The organism is Cryobacterium sp. 10I5 (genome assembly GCF_035019865.1).
GTDB classification, from domain to species: Bacteria; Actinomycetota; Actinomycetes; order Actinomycetales; family Microbacteriaceae; genus Cryobacterium; species Cryobacterium breve_A.
This window is the reverse complement of sequence record NZ_JASJVI010000010.1, coordinates 47123-72286: the sequence shown is the minus strand read 5'-3', so window position 1 is coordinate 72286 and position 25164 is coordinate 47123. Positions and strand designations below refer to the sequence as shown.

Sequence of the window (25164 nt, the reverse complement as noted above, 5' to 3'; positions counted from 1 at the left end):
GTATCTCGCGGCTCTGCTCTTCATCGTCGTCGGGGTGCGTGTCAAGGTTCCCGTGCACTGAGCGCCGTGTGGGGTGTGCCGTCGGGCGGATGCGCGGGCGTAGACTACAGGTGCGTCGAAACCCGGTCGTCGTCTCGACCTCCCCGGTGTATTACCGAAGCGGTCTGCAGCACAATCGTTTCGTTGGCTCGGCCCGGTTCGACGATTGCTCGCTCTGGTGTCCACGGATGCCGCACGACGTCGCGCGTGGATCACGCTGCCGCAGCCGCTGTGAAGTTGGAGAAGAATGGCATACACCCGCCAGGCCCCAGGCTCGAACAACCATGCCCCGGCCGGAGGCCGCGCCCGGCAGCGCGCACGCTCCAGGGACGACGACGCCCCGATCATCCCGATCCTCGCGCGCAAGGTGCGCGAGGTCGAGGCCAAGGCCCAGTCGGGCACCAAGCTCGGGCCCACGAACCGCACGAAGTACCAGGTCATCGCGCTCCTGATGCGCGAGGAACGCGCCAGGGTCAAGGGCGACCGCGAGCTCACCGACGCGAACCGGGCAGAGCTGCTCAAACGCCTCGACGGCATCGCCCAGATCCTCGCGAAGACCGCAGCACGCGACACGAGCCTGATCACGCTCCTCGAACCCGACGCCGGCGTCTCGACCGTCGCGCAGCGCTTCCGCCGCGACTGGCTCCTCGAATCCGGGGCAGAACTGAGCCCGGACGAACTGATCATCACCCGCGAGCCTGAGGTCAAGCCCGAGGAGCCGGAGAATCAGGTCGTCCCGCAGTCCGTGCGGGCGCGCCAGCTCGCCAACCCCTTCCTCGCCCCCGATTTCAGCGCAGTCCAGGCCGCCCCCGTCATCTCGGGTCGCCGCCTCGCCAACTGGGAACTCATCGGCCCGCTCTTCAAGTCCTTCGAATACGGCTCAGGCGGCCAGGCCGCGAGCATGGACCTGCCGGAGGCGCCCGTCATCGACCGGCTCTCCCCGCCCGGCATGGAACTCATGCGCCACCAGTCCCGCTTCATCGAGAGCGCGCGGCTCGGCCATCGCAGCTACCTGCTCGCCGACGAGCCGGGGCTCGGCAAGACCGCCCAGAGCCTGCTCGCGGCCTCCGTCGCCGGCGCGTACCCGCTCCTCGCCATCGTGCCCAACGTCGTCAAGATGAACTGGGTGCGTGAGGTCGAGATGTGGACGCCGCAGCGCCGGGCGACCGTCATCCACGGCGACGGCGACACCCTCGACGCCTTCGCCGACGTCGTCATCGTGAACTACGACGTTCTCGACCGGCACCGGGCCTGGCTCGGCACCCTCGGCTTCAAGGGCATGGTCGTCGACGAGGCGCACTTCATCAAGAACCTGCAGTCGCAGCGCTCCCGCCATGTGCTCGCCCTCGCCGAGCAGATCCGCCGCCGCACCCCCGGCGGCAACCCGCTCCTGATGGCCCTGACCGGTACCCCGCTGATCAACGACGTCGACGACTTCCGCGCCATCTGGCAGTTCCTCGGCTGGATCGACGGCGACAAGCCGACCGCGAAACTCATGGCGCGCCTCGAGGCCACCGGCCTCACCCCGGCGGATGCCGGCTTCTACTCCGAGGCCAGGGCCGCGGTCATCGACATGGGCATCGTGCGCCGCCGCAAGGTCGACGTTGCGGCGGACCTGCCCGCCAAGCGCATCGCCGACCTGCCCGTCGAACTCGACGACGACCTCGGCCGGTCGATCCGCCAGGCCGAACGGGAACTCGCCGCCCGCCTCGTCACCCGGTACCACGGTCTCGTGTCCGCGCGCCATCCCGGCCGCAAGGCGCCGACCCTCGACGGTGCAGAGCGCGCCGCGTTCATCCGCGCGGTCGCCCACGCGGAGCTCGAGGAGTCCAAGGGCCAGACCACCGGCGAGAACGTGTTCACGATGGTGCGCAAGATCGGCCAGGCCAAGGCCGGACTCGCCGCAGACTACGCCGTGCAACTCGCGCACTCGGTCGGCAAGGTCGTGTTCTTCGCCAAGCACATCGACGTCATGGACACCGCGGAACAGATCTTCGCCAAGCGCGGCATGCGTTCCGTCTCCCTCAGGGGCGACCAGACCGCGCTCGCCCGCCAGGCCGCGATCGACTCCTTCAACAACGACCCGGGCGTCGCCGTCGTCGTCTGCTCGCTCAGCGCCGCCGGCGTCGGGGTCAATCTGCAGGCCGCCTCGAACGTCGTGCTCGCCGAGCTCAGCTGGACGGCCGCAGAGCAGACCCAGGCCATCGACCGGGTGCACCGCATCGGCCAGTCGGAACCGGTCACCGCGTGGCGGATCATCGCCGCGCACACGATCGACGCGCGCATCGCCGAACTGATCGGCAGTAAGCAGGGTCTCGCGGCCCGCGCGCTCGACGGCGTCGAGGGTGAGGTCTCGTCCGAGGACTCGATCCAGGCCAGCGCACTCGTCTTCCTGCTCACCCAGGCGCTCGACGGGGAGCTGTAGCCCGGGTTCCCCGGGCCGGATTTGAGTCTGGCCCCGATTCGGGACCATCATTAGGGGTTGGTGAGAGCGCCGACATGAGTACTTAAGCATGAAGGAGCAGTCACAGATGAAAATTGGTATCCTCACGAGCGGTGGAGACTGCCCCGGGCTGAACGCGGTTATTCGCGGTTCCGTCCTTAAAGGTGTTCGCGTTCTCGATGACGAATTCATCGGCATCCGCAACGGCTGGCGCGGGCTGGTGCAGGGGGAGTTCATGACCCTCGATCGCCACAGCGTGCGTGGATTATCCCGCCAGGGCGGCACCATTCTCGGCAGCTCGCGCACCAACCCGTTCGAGGGCGAGAACGGCGGGCCCGTTAACATCCAGAAAATGATGGATGCCGAGGGCATCGACGCCATTATCGCGATCGGTGGCGAGGGCACGCTGACCGCGGCCCGCCGCCTCACCGACGCAGGCATCCGCATCGTCGGCGTACCGAAGACCATCGACAACGACCTCGAGGCCACCGACTACTCGTTCGGATTCAACACCGCCGTCGAGATCGCCACCGAGGCCATCGACCGCCTCCGCACCACCGCCGAGTCGCACGGGCGTTGCATGATCGTCGAGGTCATGGGCCGCCACGTCGGCTGGATCGCCCTGCACTCCGGAATGGCCGGCGGAGCACACGCCATCCTCATCCCCGAGCAGAGCCAGACCATCGAGCAGATCTGCGAGTGGGTCCTCAGCGTCCGCGACCGCGGCCGCGCACCGGTCCTCGTCGTCTCGGAGGGCTTCAAGCTCGCCGGCATGGAGGAAGCACTCTCCACCAAGGGCCTCGACGCGTTCAACCGCCCCCGCCTCGGCGGCATCAGCGAAATGATCGCCCCGATGGTCGAAGAGCGCACCGGCATCGAAACCCGCGCGACCGTCCTCGGCCACACCCAGCGCGGCGGCTCCCCGTCGGCCTACGACCGCGTGCTCGCCACCCGCCTGGGCATGGCCGCCGTCGACGCGATCCACGCCGGCCAGTGGGGCTCCATGGTCTCGCTCAAGGGCACCGACATCGAGATCGTCAGTATCGCCGACGCCACGATCGGCCTGAAGACCGTCCCGCAGGCACGCTACGACGAGGCCGCCGTCCTCTTCGGCTAAAGCCGGCAGCATCACCCGATCGCATCCCTGAGGGGTCGCAGATCGACCTTCGCAGCACACGGGAAGGTCGAATTGCGACCCCTCAGCGTGTGAGAAGGTCGATTTGCGACCCCTCAGCTGATGGAACCGGGGAGGAGAGGGTCAGGCGAGTTTGGCCTGCACCTGCGCGAGCGAGGGGTTCGTCGCGCTCGACCCGTCCGGGAACAGCACCGTCGGCACGGTGCGGTTGCCGCCGTTCAGGCTCATCACGAGTTCGCTCGTGCCGTCGACCTCTTCGACGTTGACCTCGGTGTAGCCGACGCCGGCCTTGTCGAGCTGGGACTTCAACCGGGAGCAATAGCCGCACCAGTTGGTCGTGAACATGGTGATGGTGCCCGACTCGGGAACGAAATTCATAGGCGCAGCCTAACAAACCCCGCCGTTAAGCTGGGACCATGACCCTGCCCCAGGTGTGCGTGTGCTACCTCACCCGCGAATCGCCCGCCGGCGTCGCCCAGGTTCTCCTCGGCCGTAAGAAGAAGGGCCTCGGGCTCGGCAATATCGTCGGCCTCGGCGGCAAGCTCGAACCTGGTGAAACCGCGGTGGATGCCGCGGTGCGCGAAATCGAGGAGGAGTCCGGACTCCGTGTCGCGGCATCCGCCCTGACCGCCCTCGGCGTGCTGACCTACCTGTTCCCGCACCGGGAGGCGTGGAGCCAGGAATCGTCTGTCTTCGTGTGCCGTGACTGGAGCGGCACACCCCGGGAATCGGACGAACTGAACCCGGTGTGGTTCGATGTCGCGGCGCTGCCCCTCGACGAGATGTGGGACGACGCCAGGCACTGGCTGCCCGGCGTTCTCGCGGGGGTCCCGGTACGCGAGACCTTCACGTTCGGGCCCGACCTCGCGACGGTCGTCGCCCGCGGGTGAACGTCCGGTGAACCAGGGGTTGCCGCCTGTTGAATTGACCTGACCTCCCGGGAGTGTCAGGATCGTAAGGTCGCTTGCTCGTCCGGCGTCCGGGAAACAGCGCGGATTCGGCTGCACCCCGTTGAGCCGAACAAGAAAGCCTCCGGTGGATCTCACCCTGATCGTCGCGCTCGTCATTGCGCTCTCCCTCGTCTTCGACTTCACCAACGGCTTCCACGACACCGCGAACGCGATGGCGACGCCGATCGCGACCGGGGCGATGCGACCCAAGGTCGCCGTCGGCCTCGCAGCGGTGCTCAACCTCGTCGGCGCCTTCCTCTCCACCGAGGTCGCGAAGACCGTGTCGGGCGGCATCATCCGAGAGGGCAACGGCGGGGTCCAGATCACGCCGCAGATCATCTTCGCCGGCCTCATCGGCGCGATCGTCTGGAACCTGATCACCTGGCTCCGCGGCCTGCCCTCGAGCTCGAGCCACGCCCTCTTCGGCGGCCTGATCGGCGCGGCCATCATCGGGATCGGCGTCCAGTCCGTCGACTTCGGGGTCGTCTTCGCCAAGGTGATCCTGCCCGCACTGATCGCGCCGGTCACGGTCGGTGTCGTCGCGCTCATCGCGACCCGGCTCGCGTACTTCATCACCCGTCGTGACGCCGGCAAGGCGGACGGCCGGGGCGGCTTCCGCTACGCGCAGATCTTCTCGTCCTCGCTCGTCGCCCTCGCCCACGGCACCAACGACGCGCAGAAGACCATGGGCGTGATCACCCTGACCCTCATCGCCGGCGGATTCCAGGCCGTCGGCAGCGGCCCGCAGTGGTGGGTCATCTGCACGTGCGCGCTCGCGATCGCGATCGGGACGTACACCGGCGGCTGGCGGATCATCCTCACAATGGGCAGGGGCCTCACCGACGTCAAGCCCGCCCAGGGCTTCGCCGCGGAGACCAGCACGGCCGCGACCATCCTCGCGTCCAGCCACCTCGGCTTCGCGCTCTCGACAACTCAGGTCGCCTCCGGCTCCGTCATCGGGTCCGGCCTCGGCCGCCGCGGGGCGACCGTGCGCTGGGGCATGGCCGGCCAGATCGCACTCGGCTGGCTGCTGACCCTGCCCGCCTCCGCGGTCATGGGCGCGTTCGCCGCCGGCTTCACGCTGCTCGGGCCGATCGGACTCGTCATCGACCTGGTCCTCGGCTCGGTCATCGTCGCTCTGTTGTTCCGGCAGTCGCGGCGCACCCGCATCACCCACGACAACCTGCACGACATCGATGACGCCGCCCTTGTCGTCAAGATCAAGAAGACGCCGCGGCGCATCGCGCGCCGCGACCGGAAGAAGGTATCTCTGTGATCGACTGGGGAGCATTCTTCGTCGTGGCCGGGGCCTCGCTCCTGGCGTCGACCGTCGTCGTGAGCCTGTACTCGCTCGGACTCCGGCTGCTGACCAGCGCCGGCCGGGCCCTCGTCGTGGATCCGGCGTCCTTCACCGGCGCGATCACGGTGCTCACGCCCAAGCGGGCCGCGAAAGAGGCCAAGCGGCGGCGCAAATCAGCGACGGCGAACCCGCTGACCGCGTTCCAGAAGCGCCTCGCGCTCGTCGGGGCCTATGCCTGCTTCTCGGTCAGCGTCGCGGCCGTGCTCTACGGCGTCTACCTGATCGTGCCCGCCCTGCACCGCTGACCGGATGTCGCACGCACGGTCCGCGTGACCGGTCGCGCGTGCTCGGAGCGGCTCCCCGGTCGGGGCTCAGGCGCTGCAACGTCGGAGGATTTCGCGACCGGCGGCATCCGCCGCCCGGGGATGCGGCGTGTTGCGAAAAACTCCGACGTTGCGTCGGGCGACGCGCCGCGCGGCGACCGGCGGTCGGTGGATGCTGGGCGCAGCTCCCGCGTGAAGGGTCGCGGCGTTGCGCGTTGAGGGGCGCTGCAATGTCGGAGGATTTCGCGACCGGCGGCATCCGCCGCGCGGGGATGCGGCGTGTTGCGAAAAACTCCGACGTTGCGTCGGGTGAGCGGGTGAGCGGGTGAGCGGGTCAGCGGTCGGTGCGGCGCAGCCGGCCGATCACGGTCATCACGTGGTAGATCACGATGGCGGCGACCGTGCCGAGCGCGATGCCGTTGAAGCTCAGGGTGCCCGCGGTGAAGGTGTAGTCGGCGATGCCGATGATCAGCGCGGTCGCGGCGGTGAACTGGTTGACCGGGCGGCTGAAGTCGACCTTGTTGTCGAGCCAGATCTTGACGCCGATGATGCCGATCAGGCCGTAGAGGGCGGTCGTGACTCCGCCGAGCACACCGGCGGGGATCGTGTTGATGAGCGCGCCGATCTTGGGGGAGAGGCCGAGCAGTACGGCAACGAGGCCGGCGACCCAGTACGCGGCGGTCGAGTAGATCCGGGTCGCGGCCATTACGCCGATGTTCTCGCCGTAGGTCGTCGTTCCGGAGCCGCCGCTGAACCCGGCGAGCATCGTCGCGAGCCCGTCGGCCATCAGGGCGCGGCCGGTGAACCGGTTCACCTTCGCATCCGTCATCTGGGCGACGCCGCGGATGTGGCCGACGTTCTCGGCCACGAGCACGAGCACGACCGGCAGGAATGCGGGGAGGACGCCGAGCACGGCGGCGTTCTCGAAGGGGTTCGTCGGCAGCGTGAAGGGCGGGAGGCCGATCCAGGCGGCCTCGTTGACCTTGGAGAAGTCGACCTGGCCGGACAGGACGGCGGCGAGGTAGCCGACCGCGACACCGATCACGATCGAGAGCCGACCGAGGATGCCGCGGAACAGCACCGTGGAGAGGATGACGGCGGCGAGGGTGATCACGGCGGTCAGGGGAGCGACGACGAAGTTCGCCTTGGCGACCGGGGCGAGGTTGAACCCGATCAGGGCGACGATCGCGCCGGAGACGACGGGCGGCATCAGCGCGTCGATCCAGCCGGTGCCGGTGACCTGCACCACGACGCCGATGACCGCGAGCAGGACGCCGACGGCGAGGATGCCGAACAGGGCGCTCCCCATACCGGCCGTCGCGACGGCGGCGGTGATCGGCGCGATGAAGGCGAACGAACTGCCGAGGTAGCTGGGGAGCTTGTTCTTCGTGAGGATCAGGAAGAGCAGGGTGCCGACACCGGAGAAGAAGAGCGTGGTGCTCGGCGGGAAACCGGTGAGCAGCGGAACGAGGAATGTCGCGCCGAACATCGCGACGACGTGCTGGGCCCCGATGCCGATCGTGAGGGGCCAGTTCAGGCGCTCACCCGGCCCGACCACGTCTCCGACCCCGACCGTTTTTCCGTCGCCGTGCAGGGTCCAGGGCAGTGCCATTGTCGCTCGTTTCGTAGTGGGACGTATTCCGATCGTAGTGAAGAATTAGGATCGGATCGTGACTCGAACCGTTCAGCCCGCCCACGACGACTCGCTTGACGCGGCACTGACCGTCCGGATCGGGACCGGCCTGGTGCGGGGCATCCGGGTGCGGGGGGTCCGCGCCTGGCGGGGCATTCCCTACGCCGCTGCGCCCGTCGGGCCTCTCCGGTTCCGAGCCCCGCGGCCGCCGGAGGCATGGCCGGGTGTCCGCGATGCGACCGACTGGGGACCCGTGTCGCCGCAAAGCCACAAGGGCCAGTTCAACGGGGCTCGCCCGGACATCCCGCAGGGCGAGGACTGCCTCAATCTCAACGTGATCGCCCCTGACACGCCGGTCGACCCGGCCGCGCTCCGCCCGGTGATGGTGTTCATCCACGGGGGCGCGTACAGCGTCGGGTCCTCGCGCGAGGTGCCCACTCAGGGCGAGGGCCTCGTTCGGCGCGGCGGCATCGTCTACGTCAGCCTGAACTACCGTCTCGGCGCGCTTGGCTACCTCGACTTCAGCAGCTACTCGACGCCGGAGCGCCCGTTCGAGAGCAATCTCGGGCTGCGGGACCAGACCGCCGCCCTCACCTGGGTGCGGGACAACATCCGCTTCTTCGGCGGTGACCCGGATGCCGTGACGCTCTTCGGCGAGTCGGCAGGGGGCAACGCCGTGACGACCCTGATGACCGTGCCGAGCGCGCACGGCCTCTTCCAGCGCGCGATCGCGCAGAGCGCACCGCCGAACGCGGTGTATCCGCCTGCGCTCACGGCGGAGTGGGCGCGCGACTTCGTGAGTATCCTCGCCGCACGCGCGACGGAGAATGCCGGACCGGACGCGAACCCGGGTCCGCTCGAGCAGTCCCGGGCGCTGCTGCTCGGCGCGTCACCGGCCCGGCTCGCGGCCGCCACGATGGAGCTCACCGTGCGGGCACCCGACCAGTACCCCGGCACGATTCCGCTGTCGCCCGTCATCGACGGTGACTTCCTGCCCGAACGCCCGCTCGACGCATTCCGGGACGGCCGCGCCGCCCGGATCCCGCTGATCATCGGCACCAACGCCCGCGAGGGCTCCCTCTTCAACGGACGGATCGACATCCTCGCGTCGACGCCCAAGCGCATCCGCGCGATCTTCGCCAACACGAAGAAGAAGGCGCGGAAGGCCCTCACCGCGCAGTACCCGGGGATTCCGGCGCTGCGGCCGGCCCTCGACTTCGGCGGCGATTTCTCGTTCTGGTACCCGAGCGTGAAGGTCGGCGAGCGCCACTCCCGCTACGCCCCCGTGCACTTCTACCGCTTCGACTTCGCTCCGCGCCTCGTGCGGCGGATGGGCTTTGACGCGACCCACGGCCTCGAACTGTTCCCGCTCTTCGACCGGCTCGACGGCTGGTTCGGCCGGGGCATGACGATCATCGGCGGCCGGCGCGAGTTCAAGGCGATCGGGGCGCGCATGCAGCGCTGGTGGCTCGGCTTCGCGACGACGGGTGAACCGGATGCCGCGTGGCCGCTCTATGACGAGGCGCGCCGGGCGACCCTCATCATCGATGCGGTGGACCGGGTCGAGTCCGATCCGCTTGCCGAGCGGCGGCTGGCGTGGGGAGCCTTCGTCCCGCACGTCTGATCGGGACAGGCAGGGGCCTGAGAGCGACAAGCGTAAGCTGGAAGCTGCAAATCAGCCGAGACGGCAACTTGGAGAACCCCATTCCCGTTACACAGACCGACACGCCCACACCGCTCCCGACCGGCCTGAAGGCGCGTCTCGACCGGTACTTCGAGATCACGACCCGCGGTTCCAGCTGGGGTCGTGAAGTCCGCGGCGGCCTCGTCACCTTCGTGACCATGGCGTACATCGTCATCCTCAACCCCCTCATCCTCGGCGGTTTCAGCGCTGACCAGGCCTCTGTCGACGTCGTCGGCGGCTGGCTGCCGAACGCCCAGGTTGCCGCGGTCACCGCGCTCACCGCCGGCGTCATGACGATCCTCTTCGGCGTGATCGCCCGCCTGCCGTTCGGCTTCGCCGCGGGCCTCGGCATCAACTCCTACCTCGCCGTCAGCGTCATCGGGCAGGTCACCTGGCCGGAGGCGATGGGCCTCGTGCTCATCAACGGACTGATCATCGTGCTCCTGGCCTCGACCGGGCTCCGCGAGATGATCTTCAACGCCGTTCCGCACCAGCTCAAGATCGCCATCACCGTCGGCATCGGCCTGTTCATCGCGTTCATCGGCCTCGTCGACTCCGGATTCGTCCGCTCGAGCGGCACCGCGAGCCCGCCCGTGCAGCTCGGCGACAACGGCTCGATCGTGACGCTGCCGACCACCGTGTTCGTGATCGGCCTGCTCCTGATCGGCGTGCTCGTCGCCCGCAAGGTCAAGGCCGCCATCCTGATCGGTATCGTTGCGACCACGGTCGTCGCCGTCATCCTCGAGGCGATCTTCAAGGTCGGGCCCTCGCTGGGCACCAACACCTTCGGCTGGAACCTCAACGCGCCGGTGCTCCCGACGACCGTAGTCTCCCTGCCCGACCTGAGCCTGCTCGGCCACGTGAGCTTCGGCGCCTTCGACCGCATCGGCGTCCTCGCCGCACTCATGCTCGTCTTCACGCTCGTCTTCACGAACTTCTTCGACGCGATGGGCACCATGACCGGCCTCGCGACCGAAGCAGGCCTCGCCGACAAGAAGGGCAACTTCCCCCGGCTGAAGTCGGCCCTGATCGTCGAGGGCGTCGGCGCCGTGCTCGGCGGCGCGACGTCAGGCTCCTCCAACACCGTGTTCGTCGAATCCGGCGCCGGCATCGGCGAGGGAGCCCGCACCGGCTTCGCGAACATCATCACCGGCCTTCTGTTCCTCGCCGCGATGTTCTTCACCCCGCTCACCCAGATCGTGCCCCTGGAGGTCGCCGCGGCCGCGCTCGTGATCGTCGGCGCGATGATGGTCTCGCAGATCCGGTTCATCGACTTCAGCGAATTCTCCATCGTGTTCCCCGTGTTCCTCACCATCATCGTGATGCCGCTGACCTATTCGATCGCCAACGGGATCGGCGCCGGCTTCATCAGCTGGGTCGTCGTGCGCTCGTTCTCCGGCAAGGCGCGCGAGATCAGCCCGCTGCTCTGGATCGTCGCGGCCGGCTTCCTGGTCTTCTTCGTGCGCGGCCCGATCGAGACCCTGATCGGCGGCTGACCCCCTCACCAATTCGACGGAGTTCTTGCCCGGAATGCGCTTAGATCGCGCTCTCACGGGTCAGAATCCCAAAATCTCCGTCGAATCGGTTGGGGCGGATGCGGGGGATAGCCCCATGGTCGACGTCTGGCCGGCTTCGTACTCTGGAAGAGAGCCGCGAACCGCGGCCGCATCCCAAGGAGAGCCCAGAATGTCCACCCTGCATCCCGACCAGACGACCACGCCCGCTGCGTACCCGGCTCCGCCGGCGTACGACTACCAGCCTGCCGCGCCGGTCCGGCCCTCGAGCCCGCTCGCGCTGACGAGCCTCGTGCTCGGCCTCGTCTCGATCCTCGCCGGCTGGACCTTCGTGGCGCCGATCGTCGGGCTCGTCACCGGCATGCTCGCCCTCGGCCGGGAACCATACGCCCGCACGATGGCCCTGTGGGGCATCGTGCTCAATGCCGTGATGCTCGCCGGGGTGTTCCTGCTGCTGGTGCTCGGCCTGGTCTTCGGGCTCGCCTTCCTGCCGTTCCTGCCCTTCACCATCACCCTCTGACCTGGCGCCGGCGCCGACACTCGCCGTTTGCACCGACCGTCGCCGTTCCACCGGCGATTCTCGGCACGAGCGGCGAGTGTCGGGGCCCGACCGAGGCATCCACTCGGTCCGGAAGCGAGCAGCGCTGTGCGCTACTCGAGGAAGCCGCGGAGCAGGAGAGCGGTGCCGGCGAGGTGCTCGGCCATCGCCTGCGCGGCCGCATCGGGCCGTCCGGCCAGGATCGCCGCGACGATCTCCTCGTGTTGCCGGTCCGAATGCACGATGTTCGGGCCCAGGAGCGGGATGGCGTCGAGGAGCTCGTTGACCCGCATCCGCACCTCGGCGAGGAGCGGCACGAGCGAGGGGGAACCGGCCAGTTCCCCGATCATCAGGTGCAGCCGGGAATCGAGGCGACGGTAATCGGCTCCCGTGGCGGCCCGCGACTCGGCCAGGCTCGCCCAGAGCTGTTCCCGCGCGGCCTGCCCGAGCGTGCGGGCGGCGGCGTGCCGGGCGGCGCCCACCTCGAGGATCTCCCGGAGGGTGAGCGCGTCGTCGATCTCGCGCGCGGGCGGCACCCGCCGGGCGAGCGGATGCGCCGGCGCCGGAACTCCGGAGCCCGAAGCACCCCGGTCGGTACCGTCCGCACCGTCGGTGACCTCGGACCCGCCTGTGTTCGGTTGCGTGTGTCGCGTCCGAGTGCCGTCGGTCGCCTCGCCGGTACCCGGCAGGACCTCCGTCACGAAGGTGCCGCCGTAGCGGCCCCTGCGCGCGACCAGGTACCCCGCTTCGGCGAGGCTCTTGAGTGCATCCCTCAGGGTGTCGCGGCTCACCGCGAGCATCGCCGCGAGTTCGCGTTCCGCGGGGAGCCGCTCACCCGGAGCGATCAGCCCGAGACGCACCGTCTGCAGCAGGCGCTGCACGGTCTCCTCGAAGGCGTTGCCGCCGTGCACCGGCCGGAGCAGGAGGCCGCTGTCGCGGCCGGGGGATTCATCGATCATGGTGGGTCCGTTACGTTTACCGGTTTCCAGTTGACCACAGATTCCGCGGGCCTCGCGCTCCCGGCCGCGGTCTTCCGTGCGGGCCTACAGGGGCGTGACGTAGGCCGAGCTGATGCCGCCGTCGACGAGGAACGTCGACCCGGTGATGAAGGAGGAGTCGTCGCTCGCGAGGAACGCGACCGCCGCCGCGAGTTCGGCGGGCTCGGCGAAGCGGCCGACCGGGATGTGCACGAGCCGCCTCGCCGCCCGCTCCGGGTCCTTCGCGAACAGCTCCTGAAGCAGCGGCGTGTTCACCGGGCCGGGGCAGAGCGCGTTGACCCGGATGCCCTGCCGCGCGAACTGCACCCCGAGCTCCCTGCTGAGGGCGAGCACCCCGCCCTTCGACGCCGTGTAGGAGATCTGGCTCGTCGCCGAGCCCAGCACCGCGACGAAGGAGGCGGTGTTGATGATCGACCCGCTGCCCTGCTGCGTCATGTGGCGGAGGGCCGCCCGGCAGCAGAGGTAGACCGACTTCAGGTTGACGTCCTGCACCCGCTGCCAGGCGGGCAGCTCCGTCGTCTCGATCGAGTCGTCGTCCGGCGGGGAGATGCCGGCGTTGTTGAAGGCCACGTCCACGGAACCGTAGGTGTGCTTCGCCGTGTCGAAGAGGGCATTGACCTCGTCCTCGTCCGTCACGTCGACCCTGACGAACAGGCCGCCGACCTCTGCGGCGGCGACGCGACCCGCGGCCTCGTCGACGTCGCCGATCACGACCTTCGCGCCCTCTGCGGCGAACCGGCGGGCGGTCGCGAGGCCGATCCCGCTCGCTCCGCCCGTGATCACGGCGACCTTCCCGGCAAGGCGCTGGGTCAGGTCGATCGGGGTGATGGTGCTCATGGCTGCTCCTGGTGGTTGGGGGTGGAGATCTCGTCGACGGCGATGAACACGTTCTTCGTCTCGCTGAAACTCAGCGGGGCGTCCGGGCCGAGTTCGCGGCCGAGCCCGGACTGCTTGAACCCGCCGAACGGGGTCGAGTACCGCACCGAGGAGTGCGAATTCACCGAGAGGTTGCCGGATTCGACGGCGCGCGCCACCCGGATCGCCCGGCCGACGTCGCGGGTCCAGATCGAGCCGGACAGGCCGTACGCCGTGTCGTTGGCGAGGCCGACGGCATCCGCTTCACCGTCGAAGGGAAGGACGGTGACGACGGGGCCGAAGATCTCCTCCGTCGCCGTGCGGTCGGAGCGCGAGGCGGGGGCGAGCACCGTCGGCGGGAACCAGAACCCGGGGCCGTCTGGCGCGCTGCCGCGGAAGAGCACCGGCGCGCCGGGCGGAACATACCCGGAGACGCTCGCGAAGTGCTCCGCCGAGACGAGCGGGCCCATCTCCGTGTCCGGGTCGAGCGGGTCGCCGACGCGCACCGCGGCGACGGCGGGTTCGAGCAGCTCCAGGAACCGGTCGTAGACGCTGCGTTCGACGAGGATGCGGCTGCGTGCGCAGCAGTCCTGGCCGGCGTTCTCGAACACCCCGGACGGCGCGGCCGCTGCGGCCTTCTCGAGGTCGGAATCGGCGAAGACGATGTTGGCGCTCTTGCCGCCGAGTTCGAGGGTGACCCGTTTCACCTGCGCGGCGCAGCCGGCCATCACCCGCTTGCCGACCGCCGTCGAGCCCGTGAAGACGACCTTCCGCACGGCGGGATGGGTGACGAACCGCTCGCCGACGACCGAACCGCGGCCGGGGAGCACCTGGAACAGGTGCTCGGGCAGGCCCGATTCGAGGGCGAGCTCGCCGAGGCGGATGCTCGAGAGCGGCGTCCACTCGGCGGGCTTGAGCAGCACGGCGTTGCCGGCCGCGAGGGCGGGCGCGAAACCCCACGCGGCGATCGTCATCGGGAAATTCCACGGCGTGATCACGCCGACGACGCCGAGCGGCTCCTGGAAGGTCACGTCGAGGCCGCCGGCGACCGGGATCTGGCGCCCGAACAGCCGCTCCGGCGCGGCGGAGTAGTACTCGAGCACGTCACGCACGTGCCCCGCCTCCCAGCGGGCCTGGGTGAGCGGATGCCCCGAGTTCGTGACCTCGATCCGAGCGAGGTTCTCCCGGTCGCCGTCGACCGCTGCGGCGAAGCGGCGGAGCGCGGCCGCCTTGTCCGCAGGGGAGACCCGGGCCCAGGACCGCTGCGCGACCTGCGCGCGGTCGATCGCGGCATCCGTCGACTCGAGGTCCCGGTGCTCGACGACGGACACCACGGTCTCGTCGGCCGGGTTGACCACGGTGTAGCTGCTCACTCGGAGATCCTTCGTTCGTGTTCGTGTTCGTGTTCGTGTTCGTGTTCGGGCGCGCGTGCGGATGCGGGGGCCGGGGCCGTGACGGCTGCGCCGGCCGCCCGGCTGTCACGGGCGCTCCGGTAGCCGCGCGCGGCGTCGACGAGGCCGGCGAACAGTCGGAGGTCGTCGGGATCCTGTTCCGGGTGCCACTGCACGGCGACGCCGAAACCGACCCCCGCAAGCTCGACGGCCTGCACGACGCCCTCGCGGGTCACGGCGGTCACGGACAGCCCGGCGCCGAGCCGGTCGATCGACTGGTGATGGTAGACGGGCACGGTCAGGGTCGACTGCGGGGCCTCGAGCAGGTCGTGCAGCCGGGAGTCCGGCTCGACGACGACGTCGACGACCCCGAAGACCCCGCCGCCGGCCTGGTGCCCGGCGTGTCCGAGCAGATCGGGGAGGTGCTGGTGCAGGGTGCCGCCGAGGCTGACGTTGAGCAGCTGGGCGCCGCGGCAGATCCCGAGGAAGGGCAGGTCCCGCTCGATCGCGGCGCGGAGCAGCTCGTCCTCCCAGGCGTCCCTGTCCCGGCGCGGCGGGTCGGTGAGCGGATGCGCCGCCTGGCCGTACCGGGCGGGATCGACGTCCTTCCCCCCGGTCACGATCAGGCCGTCGAGGGAGTCGAGCACCCGGCCGACCGTCTCCGGGTTCGCGGGCTGGGGCGGAAGCAGCACAGCGATGCCGCCCGCGCGGATCACCGCGTCGAAGTACACCTCGGGCAGGAACGCCGCGGACACGTCCCAGACCCCGGTCGTGGCCTGCTCGAGGTAGGTGGTCAGGCCGATCAGCGGTGCGGAAGTCGGTGCGGAAACCGGTGCCGTGACCGGTGCTGGATCCGGGTCAGAGCCGTTCAAAACCGCGCACCCGCTCCCAGTCGGTCACCGCCGCGTCGTAGGCGGCGAGCTCGACCGTGGCATTGTTCAGGTAGTGGTCCACCACGTCGTCGCCGAAGGCCTCCCGCGCCACCGCCGACGAGGCGAACAGCGCCGTCGCCTCCCGCAGCGACCCGGGGACCCGGGCGGCGTCGCTCTCGTAGGCATTGCCGGTGAAGGCGTCCTCGAGGTCGAGCTTGTTCTCGATACCGTAGAGTCCCGCCGCGATGAGGGCGCTCACCGCGAGGTACTGGTTCACGTCGCCGCCGGGCACCCGGTTCTCCACCCGCATGCCGAGGCCGCGGCCGACGACCCGCAGGGCGCAGGTGCGGTTGTCGAAGCCCCACTTGATCGCCGTCGGTGCGAAGCTGCCCGCGACGTAGCGCTTGTACGAGTTGATGTTGGGCGCCGAGAACAGGGTCAGCTCGCGCATGACCGCGAGCTGGCCGGCCAGGAACTGACGGAACACGGTCGACATGCCCCCGGCATCCGCCTGGTCGGCGAAGACGGCACTCCCGTCGGTGCCACGGAGGCTGATGTGGATGTGGCAGCTGTTGCCCTCGCGCTCGTCGTACTTCGCCATGAAGGTGAGGCTCTTGCCGTGCGCGTCGGCGATCTCCTTGGCTCCGTTCTTGCAGATCGAGTGGTTGTCGCACGTCTCGAGCGCGGTCGCGTAGCGGAAGGCTATTTCCTGCTGGCCGAGGTTGCACTCGCCCTTGACGCCCTCGCAGTACATCCCGGCGCCGTCCATCGCGAGGCGGATGTCCCGGAGCAGCGGCTCCATCCGGCTCGAGGCGAGCAGGGCGTAGTCGATGTTGTAGTCGCTCGCCGGGGTCAGGCCGAGGTACCCCTTCTTCCACGCATCGCGGTAGCCGTCGTCGAAGACCATGAACTCGAGCTCGGTGCCCACGTAGGCCACGAGGCCCCGTTCGGCGAGGCGGGCGAGCTGCGCCTGGAGGATCTGCCGGGGCGAGGCCGCGACGGGAGTCTCGTCGAGCCAGCGCAGGTCGGCCGTGACGAGCGCGGTGCCCGGCAGCCAGGGCGCCCGGCGCAGGGTGGCCAGGTCGGGGATCATCGCCATGTCGCCGTAGCCGCGCGCCCAGCTCGACATCGCGTACCCGTCGACGGTGTTCATCTCGACGTCGACGGCGAGCAGGTAGTTGCAGCACTCTGCGCCGTGGCTCGCGACATCCTCGAGGAAGAGCCGCGCCGAGACGCGCTTGCCGACAAGGCGGCCCTGCATGTCGGTGAAGGCCACGATGACGGTGTCGATCTCGCCGGCGGCCACGAGCCCGGTGAGGTTCGTGAGGCTCAGATAGCCGGTTCCTGGCCGGGTCGTCGGTGACTCGATCGGGGTCATGGGTGCTCCTCTTGGCGGGGAAGTCGCGTGGGTATTCGAGGGGTGAACGGGATCAATGGCGCGTCGATTCGACCATTACAACACAGGATGCCCCGACCGGGTGCAGAAATATTCGCGCCTGAACCCGTCCAAAGGTATGTACAGCGAGCCATTGACCGCCCTACAATCGTGCCACCCGAGGAAGAGGAGAGACCCGTGGCCGAGCCAGACAAGACGAGCGTTTCCGGCGTCACCTACACGCCGGCCGAGGCCGGCTACTTCGAGAAACGCAGCCTCAAACGCACTGCCGGATTCTGGGGGATCTGGGGGATGGGAATCGCCGCCGTGATCAGCGGCGACTTCTCCGGCTGGAACTTCGGACTCGCATCCGCCGGCTTCGGCGGCATGGCGATCGCCTTCGTCATCGTGGTGGTGATGTACTTCGCGATGCTGTTCTCGATCGGCGAGATGAGCGCGGCGATGCCGCACACCGGCGGCGCGTACTCCTTCGCCAGGGCGGCGATGGGTCCCTGGGGCGGGTTCGTCACCGGTCTCGCCGAGACGATCGAATACGTGGCGACGACGGCCGTGATCGTCTACTTCTCCGCCTCATACGCGAACGGCATCACCGACGTGCTCTTCAGCTTCACGCTCCCCGCCTGGGTCTGGTGGATCATCCTCTACCTCGTCTTCATCGCCCTCAACACGGCGGGGGCGGCGGTCTCCTTCCGGTTCGCCCTCGTCGTCGCGTTCCTGTCGATCGCGATCCTCGCCGTGTTCGCCGTGCTCGCCCTCGCATCCGGCCAGTGGAGCGTCGACAAGCTCTACGACATCGTTCCCGACGCCGGGCAGACCGCGTTCCTGCCGCACGGGGTGCTGCCGATCCTGTTCGCGCTGCCGTTCGCGATGTGGTTCTTCCTCGGCATCGAGGAACTGCCGCTCGCCGCCGAGGAGGCGCACGACCCGGCGAAGGACATCCCCCGCGGCGGGATCATGGGCATGATCACCCTCGTCGCCTGCGGCGCCGTCGTCCTTGTCCTGAACCCCGGACTGACCGGTTCCGACTCGCTCGGCGCCTCGGGCGAGCCCCTCCTCGACGGGTTCCGCGCCATCCTGCCCGACGGCCTCGCCGCAGTCCTGAGCGCGTTCGCCCTGATCGGGCTGCTCGCCTCCCTCCAGGGCATCATGTTCGCCTACGGCCGCAACATGTACTCGCTCAGCCGGGCCGGCTACTACCCGAAGTTCCTCTCGCTGACGGGCAAGAGGCAGACCCCGTGGGTATCGCTCCTCGTCGGCGCCGTGATCGGGTTCCTCGGCCTCGTGATCGTGGACCTCACCGGGGGCGCCGCGGGCACCGGTGGCGCGATCGTGCTCAACATCGCCGTCTGGGGCGCCGTGCTCGCCTACCTGCTGCAGATGACCTCGTTCGTGCTGCTCCGCCGCAACTTCGCCCACGTGAGCCGTCCGTACCTGAGCCCGATGGGGGTGCCCGGCGCCATTCTCGCCGGGGTGATCGCCCTCGCGATCTTCCTCGGCTTCCTGCTCAACGAGCTGTTCCGGCCGGCGATCGTGGCGATCGCGATCGTCTACGTCGTGATGCTCATCGGCTTCGCCCTGTTCGGCCGCAAGCAGCTCGTGCTGTCGCCGGAGGAGGAATACGCGCTCTCGGGCGGCACACACGGCGACCCGCAGGTCGAGGGCTACGACGCCATGGAGAGCGAGGTCTTCCGGGACGACACGCTCTGAGACGTCGCGTCGCACGGTCGGAACCCGCGGTGAAACGGATGCCGGTCCCACCCATCCGGGACGACCGGGTCGCGCTACTGTGTCAGCGTGTCCATCCGGGAGAGACGCCGCGCGGTGCACCGGCCGGCCGGCGTCCTCGAGAGCGAGGCCGGCGCCGATCCGTCCGCTGCGCTCGACCGCACGCTCCCCGACCGCGACTGGACCGGGCTGCCGCCGGACGCCCGGGCCTTCCAGTTCGAGGCGCCGAGCGGTTCCCTCGCGGCGCTCGCCTGGGGTGAGCCGGGGCATCCGCGGGTCCTGCTCGTGCCAGGGGCGACCGGATCGAAGGAAGACTTCGTGCTGCTCGCGCCGCTGCTCGCCGACGCCGGCTACTTCGTGGAGAGCTACGACCTCGCGGGACAGTTCGAGTCGGCCGGCGCAGGGCCGGAAGCGGGGGAGAGTTTCGACTACCGGCTGTTCACAGCCGACCTCGTGGCCGTCCTCGAGGCGGGGACGACGCCGGTGCACGTGCTCGGCTACTCCTTCGCCGGGATCGTCGCCGAGATCGCGCTCGTCGAGCATCCGGGCCTGTTCGCGAGCCTCGTACTGCTGGGCGCCCCGCCCCTGACCGGCCAGACCTTCCGCGGAGTGCGCTGGATCGGGCCGCTCAGTTGGCTGCTGCCCGCGCACACGATCGCGAGCCTCTTGATGTGGGGCCTCGTCACCAACCGCAACCAGGCGCCGCCCGGCCGGCTCCACCTGGTGCGGTTGCGCTTCGAATACACGATCCGCCGAAGCGTCGACGAGATCATGCAGCTGATGAAGAACGCCCCCGACCTGCAGCAGGACCTCGCGCGGACCCCGGTTCCGCTGCTCGTGGCCGTGGGAGAGCGGGATCTCTGGCCGCTCGGGCTCCACCACGCCTTCGCTACCCGGATCGGTGCCCAGCTCTGCGTGTACCGCACCGGCCACGGCCCCTGCGAGACGACGCCGCACCAGCTCGCCCGTGACCTGCTCGCCCTCTACGCCCGCTCCTGAACTCCGTAGCGCTCCTCTGCTCTCGGGTGCGCGGCGCACGTGGCGCGCCTCGGCGCACCGGGCTTGTGCCGGTGCGGCGGAACTGGTGCGCGCCGTTTCGCGCGCCAATTCCGCCGTTTCGCGCCCGGCATGCCTGGCGCGAAGCGGCGCACATGGTGCGCGGCCGGCGGAGCAGTCCCGGCACGGCCGTCCGGCCCGACTGCGCGGCTCAGGCGCGGATGCGGCGGGACCAGGTCCGGCGGGCGCTGCGCAGCCGCCACGGCGACCCCGCCGGCCCGTGCAGGGCGAGGGTGCGGTCCGCCCACTCGAGCCGCCTGGCGATGCCGCGCCAGGTGTCGAAGGGTCGTGCGGAGATGCCGACCCGGAGGGCGGGGTCGAACCGAACGGACATCGAGGGCGGCAGGTGCAGGCTCAGGTCGAGGTCGTCGTGCACGTCGTCCCGCTCCCGGTGCACGAGGGTGCGCACCTCCGCCCAGACCGCGCGCCGCATGACGAAGTTCGATCCGAAGATCGGCGGTTGCGCAAGCCAGAGCCCGATCAGCCGGAAGTACCCTCCGAGGTACACGAACCGCCCGAGCGCGGCCACGAGCCGCGGGCAGTCGTAGAAATCACCCGGCCCCGTGACGACGTCCACCAGGGGAGCGCGGGTGAGGATCGTCTCGAAGTGCGCGATCCAGTCGGGCGGCGGCACAGAGTCGGCGTCGAGCCGCGCGATCAGGTCTCCGGATGCCGCGTCATAGCCGGTCGCGGCGGCCGGCCAGATTCCGTGTCTGGGTTCGGACACGAGAACGGCGCCGGCCGCCCGGGCGACGCGCGCGGAGGCATCCGTCGAGGCGTTGTCGACGACGATGACCTCGTCGGCCGGTCGCGTCTGGGCGGCGAGCGCGGCGAGGACCACCTCGAGAAAGGGTGCGTCGTTGTAGCAGGGGATCACGACCGAGACGCGGGTCATGGCACCCCCTCTCGCCGCACCGATTCGGGTCGGGCACGGTCTCGCCGCACATGCTACTCCCGGCCGGCGCCGGGGAGCGTCAGAGCGTGCGGCAGTGCGTGGTGAGGAAGCCGATCTTGTCCACGGTGATCGTCACGGTCGAGCCGTCGTGCAGGAAGACCGGGGGAGTGCGGCTGTAACCGGCGCCGCCGGGGCTGCCGGTCGAGATGAGCGTTCCCGGCAGGAGCGTCGAGGTCTGCGAGAGGTAGGACACGAGTTCGGCGACCGTGCGCACCATGTCGCCGGTCGAGGCGTCCTGCATGATGCGCCCGTCGACGTGGGTGGTCAGGCCGAGGTCCTGCGGGTCGGCGATCTCGTCGCGGGTGACCACGACGGGGCCGGTCGGGGTGAAGCCGTCGAAGGACTTGCACCGCGACCACTGCGCCTCGGAGAACTGCAGGTTGCGGGCCGTGATGTCGTTGACGACCGTGTACCCGAACACGTAGTCGAGGGCGTCGCGCACCGACACGTTGCGGGCCGGACGCCCGATGATGACTCCGAGCTCCGCCTCGTAGTCGACCTGGGTGGCGATGTCGCTCGCCCAGGTGACCGTCGACCCGTGCCCGGTGAGGGAGTTCGGCCAGAGCGAGAACAGGATCGCCCCTGCCTCGGTCCGCAGCTTGAGCTCGTCGGAGTGCGCGGCGTAGTTGGCGCCGATCGCGATGATCTGCGGCGGCCGCAGCACGGCGGATGAGTGGCGCAGCTCCTCGAGCGGAGTGAGCGTCGCCCCGTGGGCGGCCGCGTGCTCGCTGAGCGCGCGCACCCGGTCGTACTCGGGGCTGCCGCGTTCGATCAGGTCCTGCAGGTCACGCGGGGCGTCCTCGAGGATCTCGTCGAGGAAAAGCGCGGATTCCCCGAACACCGCCGCCAGGCGGGGCGTGGACTGGCCTTCTACTCTGAGGTGCGCAAACTTCACCTGCCTAGAGTAGCGGCCAATCGTGTGCGTTACGCCGCAGGCGGCCCGGGGAGACCGGCGGCCCGCCACAGGTGCATTCCGGCGTAGCTTCGCCAGGGCGCCCAGCGTGCGCCGTGCGCCGCGAGGGCGCGCGGGTCGGCGGGCAGGCCGAGCCGGGCAGCCCCCTGACGGAGGGCGAGGTCGCTCGTCAGGAGGATGTCCGGACTCCCGAGCACGCGCATGGCCACGTAGCCGGCGGTCCACGGTCCGATCCCGGGCAGCGCGGTCAACTTCGTGGTGAGTGACTCCCGGGAATCCGCTGTCGACAGCGCGAGCTCGCCGGTCGCCAGTGCTTCTGCGACGCCGAGGATCGCACCGATCCGCCTGGCCGGTCCGCGCAGCACGTTGTGCCCGTCGGCCGCGATGCGTTCGGCCGTCGGGAACAGCCGGTCCAGGCCCGGTGCGAGCTCGTCGCCGGGCGTGGACGCCGGCGCGGTCGCCTGCCCGGCCGGGGTCGCTGCGGCCGGGAGTGAGAGCGGCAGGGGATCGCCGAGTTCCGCGCACAGCCGGGTCAACGCGGTACGGGCGGATGCGACAGAGACCTGCTGCCCGAACAATGCCCGGAACAGGGTCTCCTCCGGATCCATGCTGCCGGGGAGGCGGATCCCCGGTGCGCCGCGCACCGCCCCGGCCAGGAACGGGTCAGCGGAGAGTGCCCGGTCGATCGCCTGTGCATCGGCGTCGAGGTCGAGCAGCCGCCGCACCCGGCTCACGAGCGGGGCCAGGTCGTCGAGGCTGCCGAGCCGCGCCGCGCACGCCAGTTGGGGCGCGTCCTCGGTGCCGGCGAGGCTCAGCTCGACCGTCGCGGCCCCGTGCGGCAGGCGCAGTGTGCGCGCATAGGTGCCCGGTCCGGCCAGCTCGACCCCCGGGAGGGCCCGGGTGCCGAGAAACGCGAGCACGCCGGCCCCATCGAACGGGGCCCGCGCGGGCAGCAGCAGGCGGATGCCCGTGCCCGGCCCCGCGACAAGACCCTGGTCTCCGGGTGCCCGGCCGGCGGCATCCGCCCGGTCGGTCACGAGGAGCGCGGCCCGTCCCGATGCGGTCGGACCGGTCGCGCGCCCGTGCCCGGGCTCGAATCCCGTCGCAGCGACCCGTGGACCGGGGGACCCCGGGGCCTGGCGGTGCGTGGTGGTCACCGCGTGCGCGGTGGCGGGCGCCTCGGCCACGGTCGCTGCTCGGGCCGCTGCCCGGGGTGCGCCGGCCGGGCCGCCCGCTCGCGGTGAGCGCGTCGAACGGCGCAGCTCGCCGGGGGTGCGTTCGTAGACCGCGGCGATCGTGTCGTTGAACTGGCGTACGCTGCCGAATCCCGCGGCGAAGGCGACGTCGCTGATCGGGAGGGCGGTGCCGAGGAGGAGCAGGCGTGCGGTCTGGGCGCGGTGCGCCCTGGCGAGGGCGAGAGGGCCGGCGCCGAGCTCGGCGACGAGCACCCGGGTGAGGTGGCGTGGGGTGTAGCCGAGGCGGCGGGCGAGGCCGGGCACACCGTCGCGTTCGACGGTGCCGTCGTCGATCAGGCGCATCGCGCGCGCCGCGAGGTCGTCCCTCGTGTTCCAGTCGGGGGAGCCGGGCACCGCGTCCGGCAGGCAGCGCTTGCAGGCGCGCAGGCCTGCCTCGTGCGCCGCGGCGCTCGTCAGGTAGAAGGAGACATTGCCGGGCCGGGGGGTCGCTGCCGGGCAGCTCGGCCGGCAGTAGATCCCGGTGGTGTGCACTCCGGTGATGAACTGGCCGTCGAACCGCGCGTCGCGAGAGCTCATCGCCCGGTACCGTTCGGCGAAGACCGGGTCTGCGAGGCGGTCGGCGCCGCGGTCTGCGGTTCCGGCGAGGCCGGCCGCGCCGGAGCCGCCGGGAGTGCGTCTGGTGGCGTCTGCAGGGTTCACGCATCCAGCCTGCCATCCCGCCCCCGGCGACGGTAGCGGAATTCGGACATCGCGCGCCCCTTTGCCGCCTCGCCGACCGTCCCTCCCACAGGACCACGCCCGCGCCGGTCGGCAGGAGCCCGGCTCGAGTCCGTGAGATCTGATCGCGACCCCCGAATGCGGTGCCAGCCGGAGCCGGCCTGGCCGCTATCCTGTGGGTCATGACTCGTGAGCCAGCTCCCGCGACCGGTTCCGACGCCCGGCCCCTCGGTGGGCCGGCGACCCCGGTCTCCCCGGTGTGGACCGCTCCCGTGCGCCGCACCCGTGGCGGCCTGATCGCCCTGACGATCATCGGGCTCGTCTTCGGGAGCCTGGCCCTGCTGCTCGTGTTCGTCTACCTGTCGACGTTCCTCGGCGCATCCGCTCTCGTGCTCTGCCTCCTGCTCGCCCTTGTGCCCCTCACCGGCATCCTGCTCGTGGTGCGCTGGATCGACCGCTGGGAGCCGGAACCCCGCCCCGCGCTCTGGTTCGCATTCCTCTGGGGAGCCGGAGTCTCCATCGTCACCGCCCTCGTCTTCGACCTCGGCGTGCAGCTCGCGCTCGCCGCAGTGGGGAGCTCGCGCGGCGGTTCGGAGGCGGGCGGCTCTGGCACCGGCACCGACGCGTTCGCCGCCGTGCTGCAGGCGCCCCTCGTCGAGGAGGGCGCGAAAGGCGTCGGGATCCTGGTGCTCTTCCTCGTGCTCCGGCGCCGGTTCGACGGCCCCGTCGACGGCATCGTCTATGCGGCGACGATCGCGGCCGGCTTCGCGTTCTCCGAGAACATCCAGTACTTCGGGGTGGCGATGGCCGAGGGCGGGGCAGACGGGCTCGGCTTCACCTTCCTCGTGCGCGGGGTCTTCTCCCCGTTCGCCCACGTCACCTTCACCGCGTGCACCGGGATCGCGTTCGGCATCGTGAGCCGCCGCAGGGCCGGCGGCACGCTCGGCCGGGTCCTGATCGTTCTCGCCGGCTTCGCGCTCGCGGTCGCCCTGCACGGCCTGTGGAACGGCGCTGCCTACCTGCTCACGACCGACTCCGCGCTTCTCTTCTACTACGTGCTCGTCCAGCTCCCGCTCTTCATCGGGTACATCGTGGCCGTTGTGCTGCTCCGGCGCCAGGAGGAGAGGATCACCGTCGACAGGCTCGGCGAGTACGCGGCGGCCGGCTGGTTCACGCCGCGCGAGGTCTCGATGCTTGCGACAGGTCCCGGCCGGCGTCAGGCACGCGCCTGGGCCGCCCGGCAGCCCCGGGAACGTCGCGTCGCGATGCGCCTGTTCATCGCCGATGCGACCCGGCTCGCCTTCGCCAGGCAGCGGATGCTGAACGGCACCGCCGACCGGGTCGCCCGCGCCGACGAGGCCGAGCTTCTCGCCCTCGTCCAGGCGCACCGGGCGATCGTGATCGGCTGAGACCCGGCATCGGCCGCCCAGGGTGGATGCAGCCCGCGGCCGGTCGACCCGCGGCCGTTAACGAGTGAACTCGTCATCCGGTGGCGTGGCACTGCCGACGACTCTCCCGGATGACGAGTTCT

21 protein-coding genes are annotated in these 25164 nt (G+C 70.2%); 11 read left to right on the top strand and 10 right to left on the bottom strand.

The features are described 5' to 3' along the window. The first annotated feature begins 286 nt into the window (after positions 1-286). Together QN350_RS05465 and QN350_RS05460 are read left to right on the top strand one after the other, a co-directional pair. A complete protein-coding gene (locus QN350_RS05465; RefSeq protein ID WP_322139343.1) occupies positions 287-2464 on the top strand; it encodes a DEAD/DEAH box helicase in 2178 nt (725 codons plus the stop codon). A 106-nt stretch (positions 2465-2570) separates the two neighbouring features. Then, complete coding sequence (locus QN350_RS05460; protein ID WP_134449562.1) at positions 2571-3599, top strand: 6-phosphofructokinase; 1029 nt, start codon at positions 2571-2573, stop codon at positions 3597-3599. 141 nt (positions 3600-3740) lie between these two features. Here the strand turns inward: QN350_RS05460 and QN350_RS05455 are convergent, their stop codons facing one another. Continuing rightward, a complete protein-coding gene (locus tag QN350_RS05455) occupies positions 3741-3995 on the bottom strand; it encodes a mycoredoxin (protein WP_134449563.1) in 255 nt (84 codons plus the stop codon). A 38-nt stretch (positions 3996-4033) separates the two neighbouring features. Between QN350_RS05455 and QN350_RS05450 the strand changes: the two genes are divergently transcribed. The 3 genes from QN350_RS05450 to QN350_RS05440 all read left to right on the top strand — a co-directional run bounded on the left by QN350_RS05450 (position 4034) and on the right by QN350_RS05440 (position 6172). After that, positions 4034-4507 (top strand): 8-oxo-dGTP diphosphatase, encoded by a 474-nt coding sequence (locus QN350_RS05450; RefSeq protein ID WP_281534346.1) that lies wholly within the window; start codon positions 4034-4036, stop codon positions 4505-4507. 145 nt (positions 4508-4652) lie between these two features. Continuing rightward, entirely contained in the window at positions 4653-5843 is a 1191-nt protein-coding gene (locus tag QN350_RS05445; RefSeq protein WP_322139344.1) for an inorganic phosphate transporter, read from the top strand. Further along, on the top strand, positions 5840-6172 hold the full coding sequence (locus tag QN350_RS05440) for a peptidase (RefSeq protein ID WP_281534347.1): 333 nt from the start codon (positions 5840-5842) through the stop codon (positions 6170-6172). Before QN350_RS05445 ends, QN350_RS05440 begins: the two co-directional genes overlap by 4 nt. 352 nt (positions 6173-6524) lie before the next feature. Here QN350_RS05440 and QN350_RS05435 read toward each other — a convergent pair whose 3' ends face one another. Then, a complete protein-coding gene (locus QN350_RS05435) occupies positions 6525-7802 on the bottom strand; it encodes a uracil-xanthine permease family protein (RefSeq protein WP_322139345.1) in 1278 nt (425 codons plus the stop codon). 58 nt (positions 7803-7860) lie between these two features. On the opposite strand from QN350_RS05435, the gene QN350_RS05430 reads away from it, so the two are divergent. The 3 genes from QN350_RS05430 (at position 7861) to QN350_RS05420 (ending at position 11541) form a co-directional block, all read left to right on the top strand. Beyond that, positions 7861-9447: a carboxylesterase/lipase family protein gene (locus QN350_RS05430; RefSeq protein ID WP_322139346.1), complete on the top strand. Its 1587-nt coding sequence runs from the start codon at positions 7861-7863 to the stop codon at positions 9445-9447. A 68-nt stretch (positions 9448-9515) separates the two neighbouring features. Beyond that, positions 9516-11003 carry an NCS2 family permease gene (locus QN350_RS05425; protein ID WP_416173028.1) on the top strand — a complete coding sequence of 496 codons (1488 nt, stop codon included), beginning with the start codon at positions 9516-9518 and terminating at the stop codon, positions 11001-11003. A 190-nt stretch (positions 11004-11193) separates the two neighbouring features. Beyond that, a complete protein-coding gene (locus QN350_RS05420) occupies positions 11194-11541 on the top strand; it encodes a DUF4190 domain-containing protein (protein WP_322139347.1) in 348 nt (115 codons plus the stop codon). Between the two features lie 131 nt (positions 11542-11672). Here the strand turns inward: QN350_RS05420 and QN350_RS05415 are convergent, their stop codons facing one another. The 5 genes from QN350_RS05415 to QN350_RS05395 all read right to left on the bottom strand — a co-directional run bounded on the left by QN350_RS05415 (position 11673) and on the right by QN350_RS05395 (position 17053). After that, positions 11673-12518: a FadR/GntR family transcriptional regulator gene (locus tag QN350_RS05415; RefSeq protein WP_322139348.1), complete on the bottom strand. Its 846-nt coding sequence runs from the start codon at positions 12516-12518 to the stop codon at positions 11673-11675. Between the two features lie 84 nt (positions 12519-12602). Continuing rightward, on the bottom strand, positions 12603-13394 hold the full coding sequence (locus tag QN350_RS05410) for a 3-oxoacyl-ACP reductase (protein WP_322139349.1): 792 nt from the start codon (positions 13392-13394) through the stop codon (positions 12603-12605). Next, positions 13391-14785 carry an aldehyde dehydrogenase family protein gene (locus tag QN350_RS05405; RefSeq protein WP_322139350.1) on the bottom strand — a complete coding sequence of 465 codons (1395 nt, stop codon included), beginning with the start codon at positions 14783-14785 and terminating at the stop codon, positions 13391-13393. Before QN350_RS05405 ends, QN350_RS05410 begins: the two co-directional genes overlap by 4 nt. Further along, the gene (locus QN350_RS05400) at positions 14782-15675 is read right to left on the bottom strand and encodes a gamma-glutamyl-gamma-aminobutyrate hydrolase family protein (protein WP_322139351.1); all 894 of its coding nucleotides are present in this window, start codon (positions 15673-15675) and stop codon (positions 14782-14784) included. Before QN350_RS05400 ends, QN350_RS05405 begins: the two co-directional genes overlap by 4 nt. Continuing rightward, the gene (locus QN350_RS05395; RefSeq protein ID WP_323502681.1) at positions 15662-17053 is read right to left on the bottom strand and encodes a glutamine synthetase family protein; all 1392 of its coding nucleotides are present in this window, start codon (positions 17051-17053) and stop codon (positions 15662-15664) included. The genes QN350_RS05400 and QN350_RS05395 overlap by 14 nt, the downstream gene beginning before the upstream one ends. Before the next feature lie 195 nt (positions 17054-17248). Here QN350_RS05395 and QN350_RS05390 point away from each other — a divergent pair, with 195 nt between their 5' ends. Both QN350_RS05390 and QN350_RS05385 read left to right on the top strand, forming a co-directional pair. After that, positions 17249-18778 carry an amino acid permease gene (locus tag QN350_RS05390; RefSeq protein WP_322139353.1) on the top strand — a complete coding sequence of 510 codons (1530 nt, stop codon included), beginning with the start codon at positions 17249-17251 and terminating at the stop codon, positions 18776-18778. 87 nt (positions 18779-18865) lie between these two features. Beyond that, a complete protein-coding gene (locus tag QN350_RS05385; RefSeq protein WP_322139354.1) occupies positions 18866-19795 on the top strand; it encodes an alpha/beta hydrolase in 930 nt (309 codons plus the stop codon). A gap of 208 nt (positions 19796-20003) precedes the next feature. Here QN350_RS05385 and QN350_RS05380 read toward each other — a convergent pair whose 3' ends face one another. The 3 genes from QN350_RS05380 to QN350_RS05370 all read right to left on the bottom strand — a co-directional run bounded on the left by QN350_RS05380 (position 20004) and on the right by QN350_RS05370 (position 23492). Continuing rightward, the gene (locus QN350_RS05380) at positions 20004-20747 is read right to left on the bottom strand and encodes a glycosyltransferase family A protein (protein ID WP_322139355.1); all 744 of its coding nucleotides are present in this window, start codon (positions 20745-20747) and stop codon (positions 20004-20006) included. Between the two features lie 79 nt (positions 20748-20826). After that, on the bottom strand, positions 20827-21702 hold the full coding sequence (locus QN350_RS05375; protein ID WP_322139356.1) for a fumarylacetoacetate hydrolase family protein: 876 nt from the start codon (positions 21700-21702) through the stop codon (positions 20827-20829). Between the two features lie 29 nt (positions 21703-21731). After that, positions 21732-23492, bottom strand: a complete 1761-nt coding sequence (locus QN350_RS05370) for a DNA-3-methyladenine glycosylase 2 family protein (protein ID WP_416173066.1) — start codon at positions 23490-23492, stop codon at positions 21732-21734. Between the two features lie 323 nt (positions 23493-23815). Here QN350_RS05370 and QN350_RS05365 point away from each other — a divergent pair, with 323 nt between their 5' ends. Further along, the gene (locus QN350_RS05365) at positions 23816-25042 is read left to right on the top strand and encodes a PrsW family intramembrane metalloprotease (RefSeq protein WP_281534356.1); all 1227 of its coding nucleotides are present in this window, start codon (positions 23816-23818) and stop codon (positions 25040-25042) included. Positions 25043-25164 lie beyond the last annotated feature (122 nt).